Here is a 23,677-nt window from a genome sequence, read left to right as displayed (position 1 = left end):
CATCCTGCTGCACCGCGCCCCCGCGCGCAGGCCTCAGGCTCCGAGCACCACCAGCACGTCGCCCTCCTGGACCACGTCCCCCGGCGCGACCTTGACCGCGACCACGGTCCCGGCGGCCTCGGCCAGCACCGGGATCTCCATCTTCATCGACTCCAGCAGGACCACGGCGTCCCCGACGGCGACCTCGTCGCCCGGGCCGACCGCGACCTCCATGACCGCGGCCACCATCTCGGCGAGCACCTCGGTCGTTCGCTCACGTGCCATGAGGACGACGCTAGGGGTTACCGGAAGGTACCCGTGAAACCGCCGCCCGGACCCGGCCCGGGGGTCGGCCCGGGGGTCGGCTCACAGCGAGCTGAAGCGGCTGGGCTCGGGCCGCAGCGCGTGCTCGGCCTCCGCGGCGCGGGCGCGCCGGCCGCGCTGCCCGGTCAGGAGCAGGTCGAGCCGGATCACGGCGTAGCCGACCAGCAGCCCCAACGCCACGCCGTACACCTGCTGGAGCCCGGCCTCCACGTAGGAGGTGTCCCAGTTGACCAGCGTCTGGGCCACCACCAGGCTGGCGGCGGCGCCGAAGACGCAGACCCACCAGCCCTGGCGGCGCCGGGCGCGCATGTGGACGCCCCAGGCGAGGGCGGGCACCCCCAGCAGCACCATGATCGGGCTGGGGAAGGCGCCGAGCGTGTCGCGACTCCACTGCACCGCGGCGTTGGTCGGCTCGACCACGCCGGCGACGTCGTAGCGGCGCAGCGCCTCGGCGTAGAGCAGGCTGCCGCCGAGCAGCACCGTGCCGACCACGACCGTGACCAGCCCCCGGGTGCCGAGGCCGTGGAAGCCGGCGCCGAAGCGCCAGACCAGGATCGAGACGACTGCGAAGCCGAGCGCCAGGGTGATGTACTCGAAGCGGACCGAGCTGGCGACCGGCTCGAAGCCGACGGTCGCGAAGGCGCCCACGGAGGCGACCGTGGTCGCCACCACCACCTCGCGGACCACCCCGACATAGGTCCGGGCCGGCACCGTGATCACCACCGCGAGCACCCCGCTGACCACGCAGGTCATCACCGCGGCGCCGCTGCGCAGCACCTCGCTCCCCTCCAGCACCGCGATCACGCCGATGGTGACGGCCAGCAGGCTGAAGACGAGCTGACGACCGCCGACCCGGGCCATCAGCGCCCAGGTGTAGGTGGAGAGGACGGCGACGGCGCCCGCGCCGTCGAGCCACGCCGGGCCGATGTGGAGCGCGGCGAGGGCCAGCGCCACGCAGCCGAGCAGCAGCACCGCACCGCCGGCGGAGATCGAGCGCGACCTGCCGCGTGGAGCCGGTGCGAGCCCCGTCACCCCGGGAGCCGGCTCGATCACGGAGGCGGGAGACAGCGCGGGGGCGAGCAACGAGGCGGGCGCGAGCACCGGGCCGGGGACGATCCCGGGGGCGGGCTCGATCACCGGGGCCTGCTCGATGACGGGTGCGAGCTCGATCACCGGCGGCGCCGGCGTCTCCGGCTCGAGGATGGGCTCGGCGGCGGGGAGCGGGTCGGGCTCCGGCACCGGCACCGGCGGGGCGGACGTGGGCGGAAGCGGGTCGGGGGTGACGCCCTTCGACCGGGGGGAGGCCACCCGACGACCCGCCGGCTGGCCGCCACCGCGGCTCATGCGGACCCGCGACCACCTGGAGGTCCTGGGTGCGGCGCGGCGGCCAGAGGGTGGGGTGGGCACCTGAGGAGATTACCTGCGCCGGTTGGCCAGCGACGGGTTGATGCGGCGAGCGCTCTCCAGGTCGTCACGGGAGAGCACCACGTCGGCCCGGGTCGCCTCCGGACCGGTCTGGACCAGGACGTCGCCGAGCGGCGAGAACGCGGCGGAGTGCCCCGTGTAGCGCGGCGCGGGCTGGCCCACCCCGACGACGTGCACGGTGTTCTCGATGGCCCGGGCCCGCAGCAGCGTGAGCCAGTGGTCGGCCTTCCGCTCGCCGGCCACCCAGGCGGCCGGCACGACGAGGACCTCCGCGCCCGCCAGCACCAGCTCCCGGGCCAGCTCGGGGAAGCGCAGGTCGTAGCAGGTCATCAGGCCCACCGCGAAGCCTGCGACGTCGACCACCACCGGTCGCCACTCACCCGCGCTCAACCGGTCGGACTCGCGGTAGCCGAAGGAGTCGTAGAGGTGGATCTTGTCGTAGGAGGCCTCGCTGCGCCCGCGGACCAGGAGCGTGTTGAAGGGGCGCTCGGCGTCGTCCCCGGTGCGGAACATCCCGGCCACCACGGTGGTGCCACGCTCCGCCGCCACTCGGGCGAGCTCGGTCGCGAAGGGGCCGTCCAGCGGCTCGGCGAACGGGGCGACGTCCGAGCCCGGCGTCCCGAAGTCACGGGCGTACGCCTCGGGCAGCACCACCAGGTCGCTGCCCTCGGGCACCAGCGTCGCCAGCCGCTCGCGGTTGACCGCCGGGTCGAGGTCGGAGGGCTCCTGGACGAGGATGACGCGCAGCTGTTCGGCCATGCTCCCAACCCTGACAGACTGCCCGGATGGACGCTCGCGAGGACCCGGGGACCTTCGCCGCGGTGGTGCTCGCCGGCGGCACCGGCGCCCGGCTCGGCGGCGTCGACAAGGCCGGCCTCGAGCTGGAGGGCCGGCCCCTGCTGGCGTGGGCGCTGGAGGCCCTCACCGACGCCGCCCACGTGGCCGTCGTCGGGCCGGCGGCAACGCCCACCCACCTCCCCCGCCCGGTGCTGCTCACCCGCGAGGACCCGCCCGGGGGCGGCCCTGCGGCCGGACTGCTCGCCGGCCGGGACGCGCTCGCGGCCAGGGCGCCGGCCTGGCTCGCGGTGCTGGCCGTCGACATGCCGCGGGTGCGACCGGAGACCTTCACCCGCCTCCTCGCCGCGGCCCGGGGGCACGACGGCGCCTTCCTCCACGACGACGCCGGCAGGCGCCAGCTCTGCGGCGTCCTGGCGGTGCCGCGACTCGACGAGGTGCGTCCCGGCGGCCCTCGGGACGGCGCGCCGGACCACTCGCTGACCCACGCGCTGCGGGGCTCCGGTCACGGCATGTCGATGCGCCGACTGCTGGGTCCCCTGGACCTGGCGCGGGTCGGCGCCGAGGGGGACGAGGGGCGCGACGTCGACACCTGGCGGGACTTGCGGGACCTCGCAGAGTGACGGAGGCTGGACGGGTGAACCTCCACGACTGGATCGACGAGCTGTGCGACGTCCTCGATCTCGAGCTCGAGGTCGACGAGGCGCTGGTGCTCGACCTGGCCCGCGACGTCGCGCACAACGTGGAGCGCAAGGCCGCCCCGGTGAGCACCTTCATGCTCGGCTACGCCGCCGGGGCCGCGGGGGCGAGCCCGGAGCAGCTGGAGCAGCTGGCCGACCGGGCCCAGGTCCTCGCGCTCAGCTGGGACAGACCGGCCGACGCCGCCGACCCCGACGAGGTCACGCCGCCGGTGCCCGACGACAGCGAGATCGACCACACGGGCGACCGGCTCGACTGAGGCGTCGCTGACTAGGGTGGCGCCATGCGAGCCGCCCACATCAGCGCCCCCGGAGGGCCCGAGGTCCTCTCCGTCACCGACGTCCCCGCCCCCGTGGCCGGGCCCGGCGAGGTGCTCCTCGACGTGGTGGCCACCGCCGTCAACAAGGCCGACACCCTGCAGCGCCAGGGGCACTACCCGGTGCCGCCGGGCGCCTCGGAGATCCTGGGTCTGGAGTGCAGCGGTCGCATCGCGGCCCTGGGCGAGGGCGTGACCGGGTGGTCGGTGGGCGACGAGGCGTGCGCCCTGCTGGTCGGCGGCGGCTACGCCGAGCAGGTGGCGGTGCCCGTGGGCCAGCTCATGCCGGTGCCCGACGGGGTCGACCTGGTCACTGCGGCCGCCCTGCCGGAGGTGGCCTGCACGGTGTGGTCCAACGTCTTCATGACCGCCGGCCTCCAGGCCGGCGAGACCTTCCTGGTGCACGGCGGCGCCGGCGGCATCGGCACCTTCGCCATCCAGCTGGCCTCCGCGTTCGGGGCCAAGGTGGTCACGACCGCGGGATCGGCCGAGAAGCTCGCCGTCTGCGCCGAGCTGGGGGCCGACGTGACCGTCAACTACCGCGAGGAGGACTTCGTCGAGGTGACGCGCCAGGCCACCGGCGGCCGTGGTGCCGACGTGGTCCTGGACAACATGGGCGCCAAGTACCTGGCCCGCAACGTGGACGTGCTGGCCCCGGACGGCCGCCTGGTGGTGATCGGCATGCAGGGCGGGACCAAGGCCGAGCTCGACCTCGGCAGGCTGCTGCGCAAGCGGGCCTCGGTGACCGCCACCGCGCTGCGCGGCCGCCCGCTGGACCAGAAGGCGGCGATCTGCCGCGAGGTGGTCGAGCAGGTGTGGCCGCTGGTCGCCGACGGGCAGGTCAAGCCGGTGGTGCACACCACCCTCCCGCTGGAGGAGCTCGGCGCCGCGCACGCCCTGATGGACGGGAGCGGGCACGTCGGCAAGATCCTGCTCACGGTGGGCGACCCGGGCTAGGTGCACGACCTAGGCTAGAAGAATGACTGAGCGCACCCCGGCCCCCGAGGCCGACCCCGCAGCCCCGAAGACCACCCCGGGGCCGGAGGTCCCCGAGGGCCACGTGCTGGTCCTCGGGCCCGACGGCGAGCCCGTCGGCAGCGTCCCCGCCGAGATGGTCGCGCAGGCGGTGGAGTCCCAGGAGTCCGACGCCGAGCGCGAGGAGCGTGGCCTCACCGAGCTGGTCGAGCAGCCCGCCAAGGTGCTGCGGATCGGCAGCATGATCCGCCAGCTCCTGGACGAGGTGAAGGCCGCCCCGCTCGACGAGGCGAGCCGGGCCCGGCTCAAGGACATCCACCGCGCCTCCATCAAGGAGCTGGAGACCGGCCTGGCGCCCGAGCTGATCGAGGAGCTCGAGCGGATCGCGCTGCCGTTCACCGAGGAGGAGACACCGTCGGAGAGCGAGCTGCGGATCGCCCAGGCCCAGCTCGTGGGCTGGCTCGAGGGGCTCTTCCACGGCATCCAGACCGCGATCTACGCCCAGCAGATGGTCAGCCGCGCCCAGCTCGAGCAGATGCGCCGGGCGCTGCCGCCCGGCATCGCGGGCCAGCCCGGCGGACCCGGCCTCGGCGCGACGGGTCAGCCCGCCGTCCAGCCCACCGCCGCCCGCGAAGAGGGCGGCGCCAGCTCCGGCGGCATGTACCTCTGACCGCTCCGCACCTCTGACCTGACCCGACCTCCGCCGTCGCCGTACGCCGTCGCCGTCCCCTCGCCGTACGCCGTCCGCCGTACGAGCCCGCGGGACGTCATCACGAGCGGTCGCCCGTGGAGCCACCCCCGATGACGTCCGGGGAGCCGGCTCAGTGAGGGCGGCCGACGCGAGCGACGACGGCGAGCCCGAGCAGCCCGAGCAGCACCAGCGCGGCCCCCGGAGCGACCAGCCGGGCGAGCTCGGGCGGCTCCGAGGTCTCGATCCGGGTCCGGGTGGCCTCGGTCGGTGTCGGCGCGGCCAGTCGGGTGCCGATACCGAGGAGCCGCTGGACGCGCTCCATCACCGCGGTGCTGGCCGGGGCCGACCCGGAGCAGCTGCTGGTGGTGCCGTCGGCGGTCAGGAAGAGCCAGTTCTCCTCGGGCTGCACCGGGCCGATCCCGCAGGCGGCCTCGCCGAGGGCCGAGGCGACCTGCACCTCGGCGGTGTCCAGCTGGCCCTTGAAGACACGGGAGGCGACCACGTCGTAGATCACGTCGTTGCCCGACGGGGTGCCCTCCGCGGCGACCCGGCCCAGGAAGACGGTGTCGGCCCGCTTGATCTGCTGCTTGAACGACAGGGGGGCGCAGCTGCACGCGGAGGCCGGGGTGGCGGTCGCCAGCAGGCCGACCAGGACGAGGGGGCCGGCCAGCAGGAGCGCGAGGAGCGGGCGCAGGGCACGGGCGAACATGGCCCGAAGACTAGCCTTCGTGCGGCTCACGGGTTCAAGCCCGCCAGCCCGAAGATCTCCGCCAGGGTGCGTGCGACGCCCTCGTCGTCGTGGCGCGGCGCGACGTGGTGGGCCAGCTCCAGCACCGTGGGATGGGCGTTGCCCATCGCGTAGGAGGTGCCCGCCCACTCCAGCAGCGGCAGGTCGTTGGGCATGTCGCCGAAGGCGACCACCTCGGCCGGGGCCACCCCCAGCTCGGCGCAGAGCTCGGCGAGCGTGGAGGCCTTGGTGACGCCGGCCGCGCTCATCTCCACCAGGGCGCCGACCGACGACCAGGTGGTGGTCACCTCCGTCCCGACGGCCTCCTCCACGACGTCCCAGAACTCCTGGGGGGCCAGCTCCTCGTGCCGGGCCAGCAGCTTGACCACGGCGCCGTCGGAGATCTCCTCCAGGGGCCCGCGGGTCACCCGCGCCCCCCGGCGGTCGTCACGGTGGTTGAGGAACCCCTCCTCGAGCGCGAAGCCCGTGGTGCTCTCCACCGCGAACGTCGTACCCGGGACCTCGGTGCGCAGTGTGCGGCCGACGTCCAGGAGCACCTCACGGGGGATCGACCGTGCCTTGCGCACCGAGTGGCTCGGTACGTCGTACACGATGCCGCCGTTGCTGCAGATGGCCAGGCCGTGGCCACCGACCGCCTCCCAGAGCGTCTCCATCCAGCGCATCGGCCGCCCGGTCACGAAGACCACCGGCACGCCCATCTCGTCGAGCGCCGTGATCACCTCGCGGGTGCGGGCGGTGACCGCGCCGGCGGAGTCCAGCAGGGTCCCGTCGAGGTCGGTGGCGACCAGACGGGGCCGGGGCGGCGTGGCGTCCCCCGCGGCCCCGTCGCCGGTCAGGACGACCACGTCCCCTGCCGGGCGGCGACCGGGGGGAACCAGCGGTTGATCTCGACCGCGGCACCGTTGTCGTGGACGGTCTCGGTCACGGCGTCGGCGGCGGCCCGGACCTCCTCGACGGCCTGGCCCATCGCCACCCCGCGGCCCGCCCAGGCGAGCATCTCGATGTCGTTGCGGCCGTCGCCGATCGCGAGCACGTCGGCGGGGTCGATGCCCAGCCGGTCGCAGACGTGCTGGAGCCCGGAGGCCTTGGAGATGCCCACCGGCGAGAGGTCCATCCAGGCCGTCCAGCCGACCACGTAGTCGGTGCCGTGCAGCCCGAGGCGGTCGGCCAGCTCGACGAAGTCCTCGGCGGTGGCCTCGGGGTCGCGGACCACCACGCGGCTGACCGGCTCGCCGACGATCTCGTCGACGGAGGTGACCAGCTGCTCGCCCGTGAGCTCGCCCTCGGGGAAGACCATGCTGACCCGGTAGCCGCCGATGCCGCGCTCCTCGACCGCCACCAGGGCGTCGGGGTGGTGCTCGAGGACGGCGGCCACCGCGGGCGCGGCGTCGAAGGTCTCCTCGTGGACGACCTCCATCGGCGGGTAGCGCAGGATCACCGCGCCGTTGGAGGCGACGATCCACAGCCGGTCGTCGGGGTCGCCGCCGGGGCCCTCGACCGGCAGGTCCAGCAGGTCGGCGATCGGGACCATGGCGTGCGGCGACCGGCCGCTGGCCAGCACGATGTGGGCGCCCGCGGCGCGCGCCCGGTGGACGGCGTCGTAGATCTCGGGCCGGATGGTCTCGTAGACCTGGCCCGACCCCTCGACCCAGGCCAGCAGCGTGCCGTCGATGTCGAGGGCGACCATCTTCGGCTGCCAGTCGGCGTCCTTCTCAGGCACCGTGCCCCCCGGTCACGACCGGCTCCAGCACCTCGCGGCCCATCCACTTCTGCAGCGCCTTCGGCACCCGGACCGAGCCGTCGGCCTGCTGGTGGGTCTCCAGGACGGCGACGATGGCCCGGGTCACCGCGGTGAGGGTGCCGTTGAGGGTGGCCACCGGGACGGTGCCCGACTCGCCGCGGGTGCGGATCTCGAGGCGGCGGGACTGGAAGTCGGTGCAGTTGGAGGTCGAGGTGAGCTCGCGGTACTTGCCCTGGGTGGGGATCCACGCCTCGCAGTCGAACTTGCGCAGCGCGCTGGCGCCGAGGTCGCCCGCGGCGATGTCGACCACCTGGTAGGCGAGCTCGAGCTTGTCGAGGAACGCCTTCTCCCAGCCCAGCAGCCGGGCGTGCTCGGCCTCGGCGTCCTCCAGCGTGGTGTAGACGAACATCTCGACCTTGTCGAACCAGTGCACCCGGATGATGCCCTTGGTGTCCTTGCCGTGCGAGCCGGCCTCCTTGCGGAAGCACGGGCTGAACGCCGCGTAGCGCCGGGGCAGCGACTCGGCGTCGAGGATCTCCTCGGAGTGGTACGCCGCCATCGCGACCTCCGAGGTGCCGACGAGGTAGAGGTCCTCGCCCTCGATCCGGTAGACGTCGTCGGCCGCCTGGCCGAGGAAGCCGGTGCCCTCCATCGCGGCCGGCTTGACCAGGGACGGCGCGATCACCTGGGTGAAGCCCGCCTCGCGGGCCTGCTCCATCGCCATGTTGACCAGCGCCAGCTCCAGCTCGGCGCCCACGCCGGTGAGGAAGTAGAAGCGCGACCCGCTGACCTTGGCGCCCCGCTCGAGGTCGATCGCCCCGAGGAGCCGGCCGAGCTCGATGTGGTCGCGCGGCTCGAAGCCCTCCGCGGCGAAGTCGCGCGGCGTCCCGACCGTCTCGATGACGACGGAGTCGTCCTCCCCGCCCTCGGGGGTCTGGTCGTGGACCAGGTTGGGCATGGCCCGGATGGCCTCCTGCCAGGCCTGCTCGGCGGCGCCCTGGGCGGCCTCCGCGGCCTTGACCTCGGCGGCGAGCTCCTTGGTGCGCGCGAGGAGCCGCTGCTTCTCCTCGCCCTGGGCCTGGGCGATCAGCTTGCCCTGCTGCTTCTGCTCGCCGCGCTTCTGCTCGAAGAGGACGATCGCCTCGCGGCGCGCCGCGTCGGCGGCCACCGCGCGGTCGACCAGGTCGGTGGGGGCGCCGCGCTTGGTCAGGGAGGCGCGCACACGGTCGGGGTCGTCACGGAGCAGGCGCGGATCGATCATGGGGTCAGGTTATCCGCCGGGCCGACAACGACCTCGGTGGCGGGCGCCGCGAGGCGACCCCGACGGGCTCGGGGAGGCATACTCACCTGCGTGCTGGATCGATCTCGCGGGAGCCACCTCGCCCGGGCCGCCGCGTGCGCGGCCGTCTTCGTCGTACTCGCGGTCCTGGTGACCTGGGACCGCGCGCCCCTCGAGGGCTTCGACACCTGGGGCCGCGAGGCCGAGGACTGGGCCGACGAGTACGGCTGGCTCCACCAGCTGCTGCTGTGGATCGAGGACGGCTTCAACACCATCGGCATGACCGTGCTGACGGTGCTCGTCGCCGGCCTGCTGCTGCTCAAGCGGCACCCGCGGGCCGCCGCCTTCGTCGCCGGGACGATGCTGGTCACCGCCCTGGTCACCAGCGGCCTCAAGCTCCTGCTGAGCCGGGCCCGGCCCGACTGGCAGGAGACGGTGGGCCTGCACGACACCCACTCCTTCCCCTCGGGGCACGCCTCCTCCATCGCGGCGTTCACCCTGCTGCTGTGGGTGCTTGCCTCGGTCTTCGTGCGCCGCGCCAACATGCGCCGCGCGGCTGCGCTGGGGCTGGTCGCGCTGTGGCTCGTGGTGGTCCTCGACCGGGTGCTGCTCGGCCGTCACTTCCCCAGCGACGTGATCGCCGGCAGCCTGGTCGGGATCACGGTCGTGCTGGTCGGCATGACGCTCGTCGACCCCCGGCCCCGCAGCATCGCGGAGACCAGCGAGCCGCTGCAGGAGGTCTACGTCTCGGAGCGACGGCTGGCGGTCGTGCTCAACCCGATCAAGGTCGAGGACATCGGGCAGTTCCGCCACCTGGTCGCCTCGATGGCCCAGGAGTCCGGCTGGCAGGAGCCGACCTGGCACTACACCACCGTGGAGGACCCGGGCACCGGGATGGCCGCCAAGGCCGCGGCGGCCGGCGTCGACCTGGTCCTCGTCTGCGGCGGCGACGGCACCGTCCGCGAGGTCTGCGCCGAGCTGGCCGGCACCGGCGTCCCCGTCGGGATCATCCCGGCCGGCACGGGCAACCTGCTGGCCCGCAACCTCGACATCCCGCTCTACCTGAGGTCGGCGATCGACGTCGGGCTCAACGGGCAGGACCGGGCCATCGACATGGTCCGTGTCAGCGGCGACGGCATCGAGGACACCCACTTCATGGTGATGGCGGGGATGGGCTTCGACGCCGCCATCATGGAGGGGGTCAACGAGGACATCAAGAAGCGGATCGGCTGGGTCGCCTACGTGTTCTCCGGCCTGAAGTCGCTGATGTTCCCCGCCTACCGGATCGAGATCTCCGTCGACGGAGCCGAGTTCACCACGCACCGGGCGCGCACCGTGGTGGTCGGCAACGTCGGCTACCTGCAGGCCGGGATGCCCCTGCTGCCCGACGCCGCCATCGACGACGGCCTCCTGGACGTCGTCATCCTGCACCCCAAGCGCTTCCTCTCCTGGGTGCCCCTGGCGTGGCGGGTGATGGCGCGGAGCTCGCGCGTCGACGACACGATCGACCGGCTCACCGGCGCCACCGTGACGCTGCGCGCGACCGCGGAGACGCCGCGCCAGCTCGACGGCGACTCCATCGGGCTCGGCAAGGAGCTGACGATGGAGTGCATCCCGGGCCGGCTGCTGGTCCGGGTCCCCCGCTGACCTACGTGGGGACCAGCCCGGTGGTCACCGGGCGCCGGTGGCCTCATCGCCGGCCTGGGCGGCGGCGCCCCGGTCGGCCGGGATCCCGGTGTCGCGGACGAGGTAGATCCACGGGAAGGCGAGCACCGCGACCTCCCAGCCGTCGCGCTCGAAGCTCGAGGGACGGCGGGTCCAGACGACCCGGCGGTGCTCCCACTGGGTGGGGGTCCGCCGTACCCGGTGCTTGAGCATCCCGGCTCCGACGGTGCGCCAGCCGAGGCGACCGGCGATCTCCAGCTCGGCCATCTCGTCGAACGCCGTGATCGGGGCCAGCCAGCGCTCCTCGCCCACCGCGTCGCCGGGCTCCGTCGGGTCTGAGCCGCTGTCGGGCTCGCCGAAGCGCTGCTGGGCGGCCTGCCGGCTCATCCCGAGCTCGGCGCCCAGCGCCGCCCAGCTGTGCCCGGCCGCGCGAGCCGCGGCGACGGACTGGCGCAGCAGCGCCCGGACCTCGGTCTCCGCCTGGGCGGTCCGGCGCACGATGGCGAGGTGGTCCTGCTCCTGGTCCGCGGGCGGCAGACCGTCCAGGATGGCTGCCCCGAGAGCCTCGGCGAGGTCGCGGGGGCCCTGCTCAGCTGTCGCCATCACGACTCGGCAGCCAGGTCTGGGCGGGGCCCTTGGGCTGGCGCCACAGGAGACCCACCATGTAGACGCCACTGAGGATCAGGGCGACTCCGGCTCCCTGGCCCATGCCGCCGAGGAAGCCGTCGAACCTGTTGCCGATCGTCGCCAGGGCGATGCCGATCATGATGAGGGCGAGCGAGCCCCCTGACAATCCACCCTTGAGGGCGGTTCTCTTCTCGGATGCGTTCATGCGTCAACATTAAGTTGACACCTGGACGGTGTCAATCATTTGTTGACATTTCTGGCCCGTGGGCTGGGACTTGCTGACAATTACTCCCGCTTCTTGACCGTTGCAACGGTCAAGAAGTGCTGGTTTCACCGGGGCCCCGGTGAAACCGGCAGGCGGGAGCTCAGGCCTTGGCGTGCGCCACGGCCTCCTCCTCCTCGGGGGAGAGCTGCTGCTCGCTGGCCCAGGTGGAGATCGTCTTGGCGTAGGTGCGGGCCTCGCTGCGGCCGTGGATGGTGGTCAGCACCACCCCGTCACCGGCGTCGTCGAGCAGGGCCACCGACCAGGAGAGGTGGCCGCCGACGTCGCCGAAGGCGTCGTACCGGACGACGGCCAGGTGGCGCAGCGCACCACGGGTGGCCTCCTGCAGGGCCGCGACCTCGCGCCGCAGCCCGCCGACGTCCTCGGGCAGCGGTGCGGCACCGTCCCGCGGTCGCAACGACGCCGTCCGCCGCAGGGCGACGACGGAGAAGACGACCGAGACGACGGCCAGGACCAGGGCGGGGACCACGACGAACCACACGCCCCGCACCCTATGGGACCATCGCTGCGTGAGCCGTCCCCCACGCCCCCGCATCGCCTACCAGGGCGAGCCGGGCGCCAACTCCCACATCGTCTGCGCGCAGCACTACCCCGACTGGGAGGCGGTGCCGTGCGCCTCCTTCGAGGACGTCTTCGCCGCCGTCGAGGGCGGGGACGCCGACCTCGCGATGATCCCGATCGACAACTCGCTGGCCGGGCGGGTGGCCGACATCCACCACTTCCTGCCCGCCTCGAGCCTGCACATCATCGGCGAGCACTTCCTGCGCATCGTCTTCAACCTGGTCGCCGTCGAGGGCGCGACCCTGGAGACCATCCGCACCGTCCACAGCCACGTGCACGCCCTGGGGCAGTGCCGCCGGGTGATCCGGGAGCTCGGCCTGACCCCGGTCATCTCGGGCGACACCGCCGGGGCCGCCCGCGAGGTGGCCGAGGCGGGCGACGTCACCCAGGCGGCGCTCGCGCCCCCGCTGGCAGCGGAGATCTACGGCCTCCAGGTGCTGCGCACCGACGTCGAGGACGAGGCCCACAACACCACCCGGTTCGTGGTGCTCTCCCGCGACCTGGTGGAGGCCCCCGCCGGCAACGGGCCGGTGGTGACCAGCTTCATCTTCAACGTGCGCAACCTGCCGGCGGCGCTCTACAAGGCGCTCGGCGGCTTCGCCACCAACGGGGTCAACATGACCAAGCTGGAGAGCTACATGGTGGGCGGCGAGTTCGCCGCCACCCAGTTCCTCGCCGAGGTCGACGGGCACCCCGCCGACCCGGCGGTGGCCCGCGCCCTGGAGGAGCTGGCCTTCTTCACCACCGAGATCAAGGTGCTCGGCGTCTACCCCGCCTCCCCCGACCGGGCCCGCTGAGCCCAGGCCCACGGCGGGTTTGCCGCAATTTCGTCCTGCTCGGGCCCCCGCTGTGGCAGGCTTCGGCGCGGTGACATGCGGCCGCAGGACGGCTCGCAGCGCCGGTCGTACTCGGAGGGACCCATGGCGGGCGCTCAGATCGTCGCTTGGAGCGTGCTGGCGTACTCCGCCCTGCCGCTCGGCTACGCCCTGCGCCGCTGGCACGTCCAGTTCCTGCTCCTCTACACCCACCTCGCCGCACTGCTGGCCTTCGGGGCGATCCTCGGCGGCCTCTACGAGGTGCGCCTGGCCGACGGCCTGGTGCTGGTGCCCGGCGAGATCTCCTTCGCCGGCTTCCTCTTCACCGTGATGATCACCGTGGTGGTCGGGCGCGACCTCCAGGTGGTGCGCAACATCGTCGCCCTCACCGCCGTGGTCGGGGCGCTCGGCCTGGCCTTCTTCACCATCGCCCGCCGGGCGCTCGAGGCCTCCCCGCCCGGCTCCTCCGAGGTCGACATCACCCTGCCCGGCCAGAGCACGGGCGACGCGCTGGTCTTCCTGGTCTTCGTCGTGCTCGAGCTGCTGCTCCTGCTCAACCTGCTCGAGCTCGCCAAGCGCCGCCTGCCCGGCTACCTGATGCCGGCGGTCTACCCGCTGGCCTTCGTCGTGGTGCTGCTGACCCACGGCGTGCTGACCTCCCTGATCTCCGGCCAGTCGGCGGTCGGCGACCTGCTCGACAAGCTGGTCCTGGCGACGTTCTTCCTGCCCTCGCTCCTGGTCTTCGTGGCGCTCTACCGCGGCCCGGTCTCGGCGTTCGAGGCCCGGCCCCTGCACCTGCGCCACCTCACCTCCACCTCGCGCAACCCCCTCCTCGACGAGCTGGAGAGCAAGGTCCACGAGCTCGACGAGCAGCGCTCCCTGACGCTGGCGAGCGCCGCCTCGATCGGCCGGATCAACGCCACCGTCGAGCGGATCCTCGACTCGGCGACCAACACGATCCTGATCGCGCTCGACGAGGAGCTGCGGATCACCCACTTCAACGCCGGCGCCCAGGCGCTGCTCGGCTGGACCCCTACCGAGGTCTGCGGGCAGGGCCTGGAGGTGCTGCTGCCGGCGGAGGAGATCGTCCGGCACGCCTCCGCGCTGGGCACCGGGCCCGACCTGGCCCAGGTGCTCCGGGTGCAGATGGCGGTCGACGCGCGGCGCGACTGGCTGATGCTCGCCCGCGACGAGGCCTGCCCCACCATCTCGATGAGCGTGAGCGAGGTGAAGGTCGACGGGCAGCTGGTCGGGCACATCCTGGCCGGGGAGGACGTCACCTCCCGGCTCCGGGTGGAGACCGCGATGATGACCGCGCTGACCCGCGAGCACGACGCCCTGGTGCGCCTCCAGGAGGCGGACCGGGTCAAGCACGAGCTGGTCTCCACCGTCAGCCACGAGCTGCGTACGCCGATCGCGAGCATCACCGGCTACACCGAGATGCTCCACGACGGGGCCTACGGGGCGCTCAGCAAGGACCAGGTCGCCGCCCTGGACCGGGTGCTGCGCAACACCTCGCGGCTCGAGCAGCTCGTCGACGACCTGCTCGTCCTGGAGCGGGTCGAGCAGGCGCCCCTGCCGCTGACCTGCGAGCCCGTCGACCTGTGCGACGTCGTCCGCGGGACCCAGGCGATCGTGGCCGAGATGGTCCGCGGCCGGGACCTGAAGTTCAACGTCTCGCTGCCCGCCAACCCCGTCGTCCTCGACGGGGACCCCGCCGCCCTGGAGCGGCTGGTGATCAACCTCCTCAGCAACGCCGTGAAGTTCACGCCGGGCCGCGGCACCGTCACCCTGCGGGTCACCTCCCACTCGGGCCAGGCGTGGCTCACCGTCGCCGACACCGGCCTGGGGGTCCCCGAGGCCGACCAGCAACACGTCTTCGCCCGCTTCTTCCGCAGCAACCAGGCCAACGAGCTCGCCATCCCCGGCTCCGGGCTGGGCCTGAGCATCGTGCAGGCCGTGGTGGCCGGCCACGGCGGCGAGGTCACGCTCGCCTCGGCCCCCGGCGAGGGTACGACGGTGACCGTCAGCCTCCCGCTCGACACCGCCGCCGGAGCCGTCCGCGCCGGCTGAGCCCCCCCGAGAGCGGGGGACGCGGGCCGGCCCCCGCCGCTGGTCTGGACCGGGGGGTGGCCGATCGGCTCACTTGTCGTCATTCCGGGGACGCTGCCAGCCCCGTCCCTCTACGTTCCTCCCGGATAGACCCGGATCCAGACTCAGAAGGTTGCCATGGAAGGGCCCGAACTCTTCGTCGCGTGTGTCGCGGCCTACACCATCGCGCCGCTCGTCCTCGCGATCCGCCAGACCGTCTTCCAGTTCGTCCTGCTGTACGCCTACATCGCCACGGTGGCGGCGGTCTCCGGCCTCGTCAGCCTCTCCTACCGGATCCCGCTGTCGGGCTCGCTCAGCGTCACCTCCGGAGAGATCGCCTACGCCGGGCTGCTCTTCGCGGTGCTGGTCACCGTGGTGGCGGGGCGTGACCTCCAGGTCGTGCGCAACGTGGTGGTGCTGACCTTCGGGGTGCACGCGCTGCTGCTCATCGTCCACGTGCTCGACGGGGCCGCGCAGAACCGCCCGGACATCCTCGACGCCCGGCCGATCCCCTCCGAGCTGGCCTCGGGCCCGCCGTTCGCGATGCTCCTGGCCGGGCTGCTGCTGGCGGGCGAGATCGTCCTCCTGGTCAGCCTGCTCGAGCTGTGCAAGCGGCGGCTGCCCTCCCTGGCGATGGTCCTGGTCTATCCCGCGGCGATGGCCGTCACCCTGGTCCTCGACGGGCTCCTCCACCCCCTGGTGGTCCCGCGGGACGGTGTTCCCCTGTGGGACGAGATCCAGCAGGCGACCGGGTCCCGGCTGCTGCTGGCCTGGGGCCTGATCATGCCGATCTTCATCTTCGTCGCGCTCTACCGGCGCCTGGTGCTGGCCTTCGAGAACGAGCCGCTCAAGCTGGACGCCCTGGGCCGCCTCTCCCGCGACGAGCTGCTGCTGGGCCGGGCCACCGCGACCGTCGAGCGGATCCTCGACGCGGCGGTCAACACCATCCTGATCGCGCTCGACACCGACCTGCGGATCACCCACTTCAACGTCGGCGCGGAGCAGCTGCTCGGCTACACCTCCGACGAGATGCGCGGCCGCACCACCGCGCTGCTCGTCGACCGGGACGAGGGCCTGCGCCACGCCATGGCCCTGGGCACCGGCAGCGCCGACGTCCACGTGCTCACCCACGCCCAGATCAGCCACGGCGGCCGCCGCGAGTGGGAGCTGGTCGACAAGGACGGGCAGGCCCACATCGTGTCGCTGAGCATCAGCGAGATCGTCGCCGGCGGCCGGGTCGTCGGCTACCTGGCCGCCGGCGAGGACGTCACCAGCCGGGTGCGCAGCGAGCGCGCCATGCTGCAGGCGATGTCGCGCGAACACACCGCCTCGCTGGCACTGCAGGAGGCCGAGGGGGTCAAGCACGAGCTGGTCTCCACGGTCAGCCACGAGCTGCGGACCCCCATCACCAGCATCACCGGCTACACCGAGCTGCTCGAGGAGGGCGTCTTCGGCGAGCTCAACGACAAGCAGGCCAACGCCCTGCGGCGCGTCATCCGCAACACCGAGCGGCTGGAGAGCCTGGTCGAGGACCTGCTGGTGCTCGAGCGCGCCGAGTCGGGCCTGCTCCAGCTCGACCTGACCCACATCGACCTGCGCAAGGTCGTGCACGACGTCGAGGACATGCTCACCGAGATGGTCCGCGGTCGCGACCTGGAGCTCCGCCTCGAGCTGGGTCAGGGGCCGATCCACGTGCGGGGCGACCACTCGGCCCTGGAGCGGGTGGTGCTCAACCTGGTCAGCAACGCGGTCAAGTTCACCCCCGCGGGCGGCCGGATCACCGTCGAGGCCTATGCCCGCGACGACAGCGCCGGCCTGCTGGTCTCCGACACCGGAGTGGGCATCTCAGCCGAGGACCAGGAGCGGCTCTTCGAGCGCTTCTTCCGCACCCACGAGTCCTACAAGAAGGCGGTGCCCGGCACCGGTCTCGGCCTCTCCATCGTGCAGGCGATCGTCGCGGGCCACGACGGCAAGGTCACCGTGATGTCGGCGCCCGGCCGGGGCACCACGTTCGCGGTCTCGATCCCGCTCGACCTGCAGTTCACCCGCTTCGGCATCTCGGCCTGAGCGAGCCTCACTCGCGCCCGCAGGCCTCCTGGGCGAAGTCGAGGGCGGCCGCCGCGCCGCGGTCCGACATCCGTACGACGACCTCGCCCGGCTCGCCGTCCAGCCGCAGCCGGACCCGGAAGGCGGTGGCCCCGCCGGACTCCGCGAACGCGTGGCCGTCGCAGCGCGCCGGCCTCACCGGCAGGGCCAGCTCGACGGGCTCGCCGTCGCTGACCACGGTGACCTCGGGCCGCCAGAACGGCTCCCCGACCGGGGTGAGCACCGGCGTCCCGGCCACGGTACGCAGCACCACCCGCCCGCCCGGACGCCCCGACGGGGTGACCCGCAGCGTCAGCGTGCCGACCCGCTCGGCCGCCTCGCCGACAGTGCTGTCAGGGGTGCTGTCGGCGGTGCTGGGGACGGTGTCGGCGAAGGAGAGGGTGACCGCCCGCTCGAGCTCCAGCTCGAAGCAACGGGCGGCGACGTGCCTGGCCACCACGTCGGCCTCGTCCTCGACGGCCACCCGCAGCCGCCTGTCGCCGAACCGGACCTCCACGACCGGAGCCGGCCCGGCGCCCGGACGCGCCGTCGCGCAGCGCGGCCGGTCGGGCAGGGCGAGCAGGAACCCGCGCTCGGTCCCGGCGGGGATGCGACGAAGGCGCTGCCCCGGCAGGGGCAGGGGGTAGCGGGGGTCGAGGTAGGAGACCCGGGTCGGGAGCACCGGCCGGTCGAGCCCGTTGCCGACCCACACCTGGAACTGGCCGGCCGCGACGTCGCGCGAGGACTGCCGCAGGTCGGCGACGAGCCGACCCTCGGGAGGGTCCTCGTCGACCGCCGGCATCGGCGGCAGGGTGCGGATCGACGCGCTGGCCGTGTCGCCGGCTGACGGAGGCTGCTCGGCCGGTGACCGGCCTGGACCTTGGCTGCAGGCCGCGGCGCCCACCGGCAGCAGCAGGCAGGCGGTCAGCGCGAGGGCAGCACGCCGCGGGCCCGCCGCCGCGCGTGCCCCGCGGCTCAGCCCGGCTCCAGTGCCCATCGGCGCTGCTGGTCTGGTGCGCTCATCCGGCTCCCCGTGGTCGCTCTCCCGCCAGTGTGCCGCAGCCGGCCGCGGCGCGCAGCAGACGGCTTCGGGCCACTGTCTGGCGCGCACCGGTCGTCCACGGGCTCGGCGGAGCGCGCGACCCGGAAGCGGTCGGGAGCGTTCGGCAGGAGCGGTCAGCCGGTCCGGCCGACGCGGATCGTGGTGGCCCGCGCCTCGGTGGCGAGAGCCGCGAGCAGCACCACGCCGAGCTCCTCGGGGTGAGTCAGCTGGGGCCAGTGGCTGCTCGGCAGGTCGACCCAGGTGACGTCGCGGAGCAGCGCCAGGTCGTCGGAGCCCGGCCGGGCGCGCATCAGGTCGTGCCTCAGCGCCGAGGTGGGCCGGGTGGTCGCCACGACGGTGACCGGCACGTCGAGCCGGCGCGGGTCGGCCAGCTCCTGGGGCTGGGTGAGCACCCCCTCGGGCGACGGGACGGCGCGCGCCCGGATCGCCGTCCGGGTCTCGTCGTCGAGACCGGTCGCCATCCCCTCCGGGAGCTCCCACCACTCCGGCATCGGGACCTCCCCGCGGACGCCGGGCAGGGCCGGACCGGTCCGCCCGTCGCTGCGCGGCGTGCCGGCGACGTAGACGACCCGGGAGACCAGCCCGGGGCGGGCGTCGACCGCCGCGTACGCCGCCGCCCCGCCCTCGGCGTGGGCGACCAGGGCGATGCCGCCGCCCCGAAGACCGCCGTGCTGCGAGGCCAGGCGGTCGACCCGGGAGACCAGGTCGTCGACGTGGTGACGCAGCGTGATCCGGGAGCGGTCCAGCCGGCGAGCGCCCATCCCCGGCGGGGTCACCGGGTGCGGGCGGTGGCCCGCCGCCTCGAGGACCGGGACGACCCGGTCCCAGGAGGCCCCGTCCAGCCACAGGCCGGGAACCAGGATGACGTGCATGGTCGGGAATCTAGGTCCGCGCAGCCGGTTCCGAGGCCCGAACGGCGACCCCGTGACCGTTCGGTCACCCGGGGTGGTCACCGCGGGCCCCGAAGGTCCCGGGTGCTCCTCACGGACGGCTCACGGACGGCCTCCCGGGCCGGCTCGGCCTCGGCCCTCAGCTGTCGTGGATGGGCTGCTTGGGCAGCTTGCGGACCCGGGCGCGGCGGCGCTTGCGCTCGGGGATCATCGAGCGCATCTCCTCGAGCTTGCCGAAGCAGAGCAGCCGGTCGCCGTCCTCGAGCAGCGTCTTGTTGCGCGGGTTGGGGATCACCGTGGTGCCGCGGTGCAGGGTGAGCACGCTGATGTCGCGCTCGTCGAGGCCGGACTCGCCGAGCTTCTTGCCCACCAGGTCGGCCCCCGGGAGCACCACGATCTCGGCGACGCCGTACCCGGTGGAGACGGTGAGCCGCTGCCGCACGTCGATCTCGGGGAAGGCGACCTGGTTGTCGATGTAGTCGATGATCGCGCCGGCGACGTCGAGCTTGGTGGCCATCTCGATGCCCTCCAGCCCCGGCGAGGAGTTGACCTCCATCACCAGCGGCCCGGCGTCGCCCTCGAGCATGTCGACGCCGGCGACCCGCAGGCCCATGATCTGCGCGGAGCGCACCGCGACCCGCTCGTACTCCGGGGGCAGGTCGATGCCCTCCACCGACCCGCCGCGGTGGACGTTGGAGCGGAACTCGTCGCCCTGGGCGCTGCGCCGCATCGCCGCGACCACCCGGTCGCCGACGACGAGGGCGCGGATGTCGCGGCCCCGGGACTCCTTGACGTAGCGCTGGATCAGCACGTTCTGACGGGTGCTCTGCAGCGTCTCGATGATCGCCTCCGCGACCTTGAGCTCGGGGGCCAGGATCACCCCGATGCCCTGGGTGCCCTCGAGCAGCTTGATCACCACCGGCGCCCCGCCGACCTGCTCGATCGCCGGGATCACGTCGGCGCGGTTGCGCACGAACATGGTCGCCGGCATCTCGATGCCGTGCCGCGACAGGATCTGGGTGGCGCGCAGCTTGTCGCGGGAGTTGGAGATCCCGTACGACGGGTTGGGGGTGTAGACGTCCATCTGCTCGAACTGGCGCACCACGGCGGTGCCGTAGTAGGTGATCGAGTTCCCGATCCGCGGCAGGATCGCGTCGTAGTGCGAGAGCTGCTTGCCCCGGAACTGGAGGTCGGGCTCGTCGTGGGAGATGTCGATCGCGAAGCGCAGGGTGTCCAGCACCTTGACCGCGTGCCCGCGATCGAGAGCAGCGGTCCGCAGGCGCTGCGTACTGTAGGCGCGTGGCGCCCGGGACAGGATTGCCAGCTTCAACGAGATTCCCTCTGGAGAGCGTTGTGAGGAGTGGGGTGACGAGCGCGAGTACCGCCGACAGCGGCCATTCAAACATCGTTGCCGGGTGGCGCGAGTGGGTGAGCCTGCCCGACGCCGGCGTGCCGTGGCTGAAGGCCAAGCTCGACACCGGTGCGCGGACCTCCGCCCTGCACGCCTTCGACATCGAGGAGCTGACCCGCGACGGCCTCCCGTGGGTGCGCTACTCCCTGCACCCGTGGCAGCGCTCGACCGACGACTCGGTCGTGGTGGAGAGCCCGCTGCACGACCGGCGCCTGGTCCGCAGCTCCTCGGGGCACTCCGAGGAGCGCCTGGTCGTGCGGATGAACCTCTCCCTGGTCGGCCGCCTGGTGACCGCGGAGATGACGCTGAGCCGGCGTGACGAGATGGGCTTCCGGATGCTGATCGGCCGTGAGGCGCTGCGGCAGGGCTTCCTGGTCGACCCGGCCCGCTCCTACCTCGGCGGCCGCCCCAAGCGCGGCACCCGGCGCAAGAACAGAGGACGCACCGAGGACGTGGCCGGGTGAGCCGCACCACTCGCGACTCCTTCGCCATCGGCACGGTCCGGATCCGCCCCGGCTCGGCGCGCGAGCTCGAGCTGCCGGTGACCCGGCTGGTCACCGGCGCCGAGGTGAGCCTGCCGGTGCGGGTGCTCCACGGCCGCGAGGACGGCCCCACGGTCTGGATCAACGCCGCCATCCACGGCGACGAGCTGGTCGGCGTCGAGGTGGTGCGACGGGTGCTCGCCGCGCTCTCCCCCAAGACGCTGCGCGGCACCCTGATCGCCGTCCCGGTGGTCAACGTGCTGGGCGCGATGACCGCCGACCGCTACCTGCCGGACCGCCGCGACCTCAACCGGTCGTTCCCCGGCTCCGCGCGCGGCTCGCTGGCCGCCCGGATCGCGCACCTGATGATGACCGAGGTGGTCGCCAAGTGCTCGGTGGGCATCGACCTGCACACCGGCTCCGACCGGCGGACCAACCTGCCGCAGGTCCGCGCCGACCTCGACGACCCCAGGACCCGCGAGCTCGCCGAGGCCTTCGGTGCCCCGGTGATGCTGCACGCCAAGCTCCGCGACGGCTCGCTGCGGCACGCCGGGGGCAAGGTGGGGGCGACCGTGCTGCTCTACGAGGCCGGTGAGGCGTGGCGCTTCGACGAGTGGGCGATCAGTGCCGGCGTCGACGGCGTACGCCGGGTGCTGGCGTCGCTGGGCATGGTCGACCCCGACGAGCTCGCGGTGACGCCGCCCGAGACGCCGAGCGTGGAGTGCCGGGAGAGCTACTGGGTCCGCGCCCGGCACACCGGCTTCCTCCACCTCGACGTGGCGCTCGGCCAGGAGGTCGAGGAGGGCGACCGGCTCGGTCACCTCTCCAACTCGTTCGGCCGGACGCTGCGGGTGGTGCGGGCCAGGCGGCGGGGGATCGTGATCGGGCGGACCGAGGCGCCGCTGGTCAACTCGGGCGACGCGGTGGTGCACGTCGCCACTCCGTCGTAGCCTGCAGTGATGGCGATCGCGCGCTACCCCACCACCGTCCTGGACTGCCCCGACCCCGCCCTGCTCGCGGGCTTCTACGCCGAGCTGCTCGGCTGGGAGATCGAGGGTGACGACGACGACTGGAGGGACGTGAAGGCCGACTACGGCCAGTGCCTCTCCTTCCAGCGGGTCGCCGACTACCGCGCCCCCGAGTGGCCCGATCAGGCGGCTCCCCAGCAGATGCACCTGGACGTCATGGTCGACGACCTCGACGAGGCCGAGACGGCCGTCGTGGCCCTGGGCGCCCGGAAGCACGAGCACCAGCCGGGTGAGACGTTCCGGGTCTTCCTCGACCCCGCCGGGCACCCGTTCTGCCTCTGCGTCAGCTGAGGGTCGGCCGCCGGCCGCGAACTCAGCGCAGCGGCTCCCGTCAGCAGCGCGTCAGCGCAGCGGCTCGACGGGGCGGGCGGCGGCCGGCGCGGGCTGACCGACGTCGGCCCAGACCTCGGTCATCTCGCGGACGAGGCCGTCCTGCACGGTCACGAAGGTGGCCACCTCGAAGTGCTGCAGCGCTCCGCCGGGCTCGCCTGTGTCCTGGCCGATGTGCTGGCCCGCGACGTGGCCCGTGACGTGGCCCGTGACGTGGCAGCGCGCCACCGCACGGTCGCCGTCGCCGACCAGCTCCTCCAGGACCAGGCGGTCGAAGCCGGGGTACTCCGCGTTGAGCCGCACCCACGCGTCGCGGTCGAACGTCTCCCCCGTGTGCACGTAGCGGCATGTGAAGTCAGGGTGCAGCAGCCCCGGGAGGTCGTCCCAGCGGCGGTCGTCGATCGCCCGGCAGAGGGCGGCCAGCAGGCTCGCGGCGTCCATGGGAGGCGAGTCTGACATCCCCGACTGAGTCAACGTTGGTTGACACTTGCCAAGGACGTCAACTACGGTTGACAGATGAGCAACCAGACGCTGACCAGCCAGGCCGCCGGGGACGACCCGGGCACCGGACTGCGGGCGATCCGCTCGCTGCGCGAGCTGGCCGACCGGTTGGAGACCCTCCAGGTGGCCCGAGCCCGCGAACTGGGGTGGTCGTGGCAGGAGGTCGCCGACGCGCTGGGCGTGACTAGGCAGGCAGTGCACAAGAAGCACGGAAGGAGAGGCTGATGTTCGAACGATTCACCAAGGACGCCCGCGCCACGGTCGTCGCCGCCCAGGAGGTCGCCCGACAGACGGGCTCACGGGCCATCGACACCCGGCACCTGCTCGTCGTCCTGCTGGAACGGGCCGGGCCGCCGTCCCGCGCGGTCGCCGACGTGGGCGCCGACGTGCGCGCGGTGGCTGCGGGAACCCGGGCCGACCTGCGGTCCGACGGCCTCGACGCGGACGCGCTCGCAGGCATCGGCATCGACCTGGAGGCCGTCCGCCGACAGACCGACGCGGTCTTCGGCACCGGTGCCCTGGAGCGGGCCGGCCGCACCCCCGGCGGGCACATCCCCTTCGCCCGCGACGCCAAGAAGGCACTCGAGCTCGCACTCCGCGAGACCACCCGGCTGAAGCAGCGGTCGATCCGCGCCGAGCACCTCCTGCTGGGGATCATGAGGGGTGAGTGCCCGGGGCGCACCGCGCTGGAGGAGGCGGGGATCGACCTGGAGGCGCTGCGGGCGGCGTTGGAGGAGCGCTCGCAGGCGGCGTGAGCCATCGCTTCGAACATATGTCCATATAGTGGCACAAGCGGGCTGTTCTGAGCGTCAGTTGTCGGTGGTGCCTGGTTGACTCGGGTCATCGGTCGGGGCCCGTTCGGGGTGGCTCCGA

General features: G+C 73.2%; 27 protein-coding genes. 13 read left to right on the top strand and 14 right to left on the bottom strand.

The genetic code is table 11. From position 1 onward, the window contains the following. Positions 1 to 33: 33 nt before the first annotated feature. The 3 genes from AC4BG9_RS17980 to AC4BG9_RS17970 form a co-directional block, all read right to left on the bottom strand. Positions 34 to 264 (bottom strand): biotin/lipoyl-binding carrier protein, encoded by a 231-nt coding sequence (locus tag AC4BG9_RS17980; protein WP_490572495.1) that lies wholly within the window; start codon positions 262 to 264, stop codon positions 34 to 36. A gap of 81 nt (positions 265 to 345) precedes the next feature. Then, positions 346 to 1,611 carry a hypothetical protein gene (locus AC4BG9_RS17975; RefSeq protein ID WP_490572494.1) on the bottom strand — a complete coding sequence of 422 codons (1,266 nt, stop codon included), beginning with the start codon at positions 1,609 to 1,611 and terminating at the stop codon, positions 346 to 348. Between the two features lie 108 nt (positions 1,612 to 1,719). Next, on the bottom strand, positions 1,720 to 2,487 hold the full coding sequence (locus AC4BG9_RS17970) for a carbon-nitrogen hydrolase family protein (RefSeq protein WP_490572493.1): 768 nt from the start codon (positions 2,485 to 2,487) through the stop codon (positions 1,720 to 1,722). A 26-nt stretch (positions 2,488 to 2,513) separates the two neighbouring features. Between AC4BG9_RS17970 and mobA the strand changes: the two genes are divergently transcribed. From mobA to AC4BG9_RS17950, 4 genes are read left to right on the top strand one after another with little or no spacing between them, the layout of a single operon-like run. After that, positions 2,514 to 3,146 (top strand): molybdenum cofactor guanylyltransferase, encoded by a 633-nt coding sequence (gene mobA / locus AC4BG9_RS17965; RefSeq protein WP_490572492.1) that lies wholly within the window; start codon positions 2,514 to 2,516, stop codon positions 3,144 to 3,146. Between the two features lie 14 nt (positions 3,147 to 3,160). Further along, positions 3,161 to 3,481: a DUF6457 domain-containing protein gene (locus tag AC4BG9_RS17960; RefSeq protein WP_490572491.1), complete on the top strand. Its 321-nt coding sequence runs from the start codon at positions 3,161 to 3,163 to the stop codon at positions 3,479 to 3,481. A gap of 24 nt (positions 3,482 to 3,505) precedes the next feature. Next, complete coding sequence (locus AC4BG9_RS17955) at positions 3,506 to 4,495, top strand: NAD(P)H-quinone oxidoreductase (RefSeq protein WP_490572490.1); 990 nt, start codon at positions 3,506 to 3,508, stop codon at positions 4,493 to 4,495. Between the two features lie 22 nt (positions 4,496 to 4,517). Then, positions 4,518 to 5,183, top strand: a complete 666-nt coding sequence (locus AC4BG9_RS17950) for a bacterial proteasome activator family protein (RefSeq protein WP_490572489.1) — start codon at positions 4,518 to 4,520, stop codon at positions 5,181 to 5,183. Positions 5,184 to 5,334: 151 nt separating this feature from the next. Here the strand turns inward: AC4BG9_RS17950 and AC4BG9_RS17945 are convergent, their stop codons facing one another. From AC4BG9_RS17945 to serS, 4 genes are read right to left on the bottom strand one after another with little or no spacing between them, the layout of a single operon-like run. Next, positions 5,335 to 5,913, bottom strand: a complete 579-nt coding sequence (locus tag AC4BG9_RS17945; RefSeq protein ID WP_490572488.1) for a hypothetical protein — start codon at positions 5,911 to 5,913, stop codon at positions 5,335 to 5,337. Positions 5,914 to 5,939: 26 nt separating this feature from the next. Continuing rightward, positions 5,940 to 6,797, bottom strand: a complete 858-nt coding sequence (locus AC4BG9_RS17940; RefSeq protein ID WP_490572487.1) for an HAD family hydrolase — start codon at positions 6,795 to 6,797, stop codon at positions 5,940 to 5,942. After that, positions 6,785 to 7,672, bottom strand: coding sequence for an HAD family hydrolase (locus AC4BG9_RS17935; protein ID WP_490572486.1), 888 nt, complete (start codon positions 7,670 to 7,672; stop codon positions 6,785 to 6,787). Before AC4BG9_RS17935 ends, AC4BG9_RS17940 begins: the two co-directional genes overlap by 13 nt. Beyond that, complete coding sequence (gene serS / locus AC4BG9_RS17930) at positions 7,665 to 8,954, bottom strand: serine--tRNA ligase (protein ID WP_490572485.1); 1,290 nt, start codon at positions 8,952 to 8,954, stop codon at positions 7,665 to 7,667. Before serS ends, AC4BG9_RS17935 begins: the two co-directional genes overlap by 8 nt. Positions 8,955 to 9,044: 90 nt before the next feature. Here serS and AC4BG9_RS17925 point away from each other — a divergent pair, with 90 nt between their 5' ends. Beyond that, positions 9,045 to 10,619, top strand: coding sequence for a bifunctional phosphatase PAP2/diacylglycerol kinase family protein (locus tag AC4BG9_RS17925; RefSeq protein WP_490572484.1), 1,575 nt, complete (start codon positions 9,045 to 9,047; stop codon positions 10,617 to 10,619). 24 nt (positions 10,620 to 10,643) lie between these two features. Here the strand turns inward: AC4BG9_RS17925 and AC4BG9_RS17920 are convergent, their stop codons facing one another. The 3 genes from AC4BG9_RS17920 to AC4BG9_RS17910 all read right to left on the bottom strand — a co-directional run bounded on the left by AC4BG9_RS17920 (position 10,644) and on the right by AC4BG9_RS17910 (position 12,028). Beyond that, entirely contained in the window at positions 10,644 to 11,240 is a 597-nt protein-coding gene (locus AC4BG9_RS17920) for a hypothetical protein (RefSeq protein ID WP_490572483.1), read from the bottom strand. Beyond that, positions 11,227 to 11,469, bottom strand: coding sequence for a hypothetical protein (locus AC4BG9_RS17915; RefSeq protein WP_490572482.1), 243 nt, complete (start codon positions 11,467 to 11,469; stop codon positions 11,227 to 11,229). The genes AC4BG9_RS17920 and AC4BG9_RS17915 overlap by 14 nt, the downstream gene beginning before the upstream one ends. A 160-nt stretch (positions 11,470 to 11,629) precedes the next feature. Continuing rightward, a complete protein-coding gene (locus tag AC4BG9_RS17910; protein ID WP_490572481.1) occupies positions 11,630 to 12,028 on the bottom strand; it encodes a DUF4446 family protein in 399 nt (132 codons plus the stop codon). A gap of 28 nt (positions 12,029 to 12,056) precedes the next feature. On the opposite strand from AC4BG9_RS17910, the gene AC4BG9_RS17905 reads away from it, so the two are divergent. The 3 genes from AC4BG9_RS17905 to AC4BG9_RS17895 all read left to right on the top strand — a co-directional run bounded on the left by AC4BG9_RS17905 (position 12,057) and on the right by AC4BG9_RS17895 (position 17,081). Continuing rightward, positions 12,057 to 12,905: a prephenate dehydratase gene (locus AC4BG9_RS17905; RefSeq protein ID WP_490572480.1), complete on the top strand. Its 849-nt coding sequence runs from the start codon at positions 12,057 to 12,059 to the stop codon at positions 12,903 to 12,905. Positions 12,906 to 13,028: 123 nt separating this feature from the next. Beyond that, on the top strand, positions 13,029 to 14,996 hold the full coding sequence (locus tag AC4BG9_RS17900; RefSeq protein WP_490572479.1) for an ATP-binding protein: 1,968 nt from the start codon (positions 13,029 to 13,031) through the stop codon (positions 14,994 to 14,996). 156 nt (positions 14,997 to 15,152) lie between these two features. Further along, on the top strand, positions 15,153 to 17,081 hold the full coding sequence (locus tag AC4BG9_RS17895) for a sensor histidine kinase (RefSeq protein WP_490572478.1): 1,929 nt from the start codon (positions 15,153 to 15,155) through the stop codon (positions 17,079 to 17,081). A gap of 7 nt (positions 17,082 to 17,088) precedes the next feature. Here AC4BG9_RS17895 and AC4BG9_RS17890 read toward each other — a convergent pair whose 3' ends face one another. The 3 genes from AC4BG9_RS17890 to rimK all read right to left on the bottom strand — a co-directional run bounded on the left by AC4BG9_RS17890 (position 17,089) and on the right by rimK (position 20,382). Further along, entirely contained in the window at positions 17,089 to 18,096 is a 1,008-nt protein-coding gene (locus tag AC4BG9_RS17890) for a hypothetical protein (protein ID WP_490572477.1), read from the bottom strand. Positions 18,097 to 18,275: 179 nt separating this feature from the next. Next, a complete protein-coding gene (locus AC4BG9_RS17885; protein WP_490572476.1) occupies positions 18,276 to 19,034 on the bottom strand; it encodes an alpha/beta fold hydrolase in 759 nt (252 codons plus the stop codon). A 157-nt stretch (positions 19,035 to 19,191) separates the two neighbouring features. After that, positions 19,192 to 20,382: a 30S ribosomal protein S6--L-glutamate ligase gene (rimK, locus tag AC4BG9_RS17880; RefSeq protein WP_490572475.1), complete on the bottom strand. Its 1,191-nt coding sequence runs from the start codon at positions 20,380 to 20,382 to the stop codon at positions 19,192 to 19,194. A 35-nt stretch (positions 20,383 to 20,417) separates the two neighbouring features. On the opposite strand from rimK, the gene AC4BG9_RS17875 reads away from it, so the two are divergent. Genes AC4BG9_RS17875 through AC4BG9_RS17865 form a run of 3 tightly spaced genes read left to right on the top strand, consistent with a single transcriptional unit; the run spans position 20,418 to position 22,264 of the window. Next, positions 20,418 to 20,927, top strand: coding sequence for an ATP-dependent zinc protease family protein (locus AC4BG9_RS17875; RefSeq protein WP_490572474.1), 510 nt, complete (start codon positions 20,418 to 20,420; stop codon positions 20,925 to 20,927). Further along, positions 20,924 to 21,895: a succinylglutamate desuccinylase/aspartoacylase family protein gene (locus tag AC4BG9_RS17870; protein WP_490572473.1), complete on the top strand. Its 972-nt coding sequence runs from the start codon at positions 20,924 to 20,926 to the stop codon at positions 21,893 to 21,895. The genes AC4BG9_RS17875 and AC4BG9_RS17870 overlap by 4 nt, the downstream gene beginning before the upstream one ends. A 9-nt stretch (positions 21,896 to 21,904) precedes the next feature. Further along, entirely contained in the window at positions 21,905 to 22,264 is a 360-nt protein-coding gene (locus tag AC4BG9_RS17865; RefSeq protein ID WP_490572472.1) for a VOC family protein, read from the top strand. 51 nt (positions 22,265 to 22,315) lie between these two features. On the opposite strand, the gene AC4BG9_RS17860 is transcribed toward AC4BG9_RS17865, so the two are convergent. Continuing rightward, a complete protein-coding gene (locus tag AC4BG9_RS17860; protein ID WP_490572471.1) occupies positions 22,316 to 22,744 on the bottom strand; it encodes a nuclear transport factor 2 family protein in 429 nt (142 codons plus the stop codon). A 75-nt stretch (positions 22,745 to 22,819) separates the two neighbouring features. Here AC4BG9_RS17860 and AC4BG9_RS17855 point away from each other — a divergent pair, with 75 nt between their 5' ends. Both AC4BG9_RS17855 and AC4BG9_RS17850 read left to right on the top strand, forming a co-directional pair. Then, entirely contained in the window at positions 22,820 to 23,029 is a 210-nt protein-coding gene (locus tag AC4BG9_RS17855; protein ID WP_489965611.1) for a helix-turn-helix domain-containing protein, read from the top strand. Further along, on the top strand, positions 23,029 to 23,559 hold the full coding sequence (locus AC4BG9_RS17850; RefSeq protein WP_490572470.1) for a Clp protease N-terminal domain-containing protein: 531 nt from the start codon (positions 23,029 to 23,031) through the stop codon (positions 23,557 to 23,559). Before AC4BG9_RS17855 ends, AC4BG9_RS17850 begins: the two co-directional genes overlap by 1 nt. Positions 23,560 to 23,677 lie beyond the last annotated feature (118 nt).

The organism is Nocardioides sp. Z40_12 (genome assembly GCF_058215795.1).
Note: the sequence above shows the minus strand (reverse complement) of the source record. Positions and strands in the feature narration are given on the sequence as shown.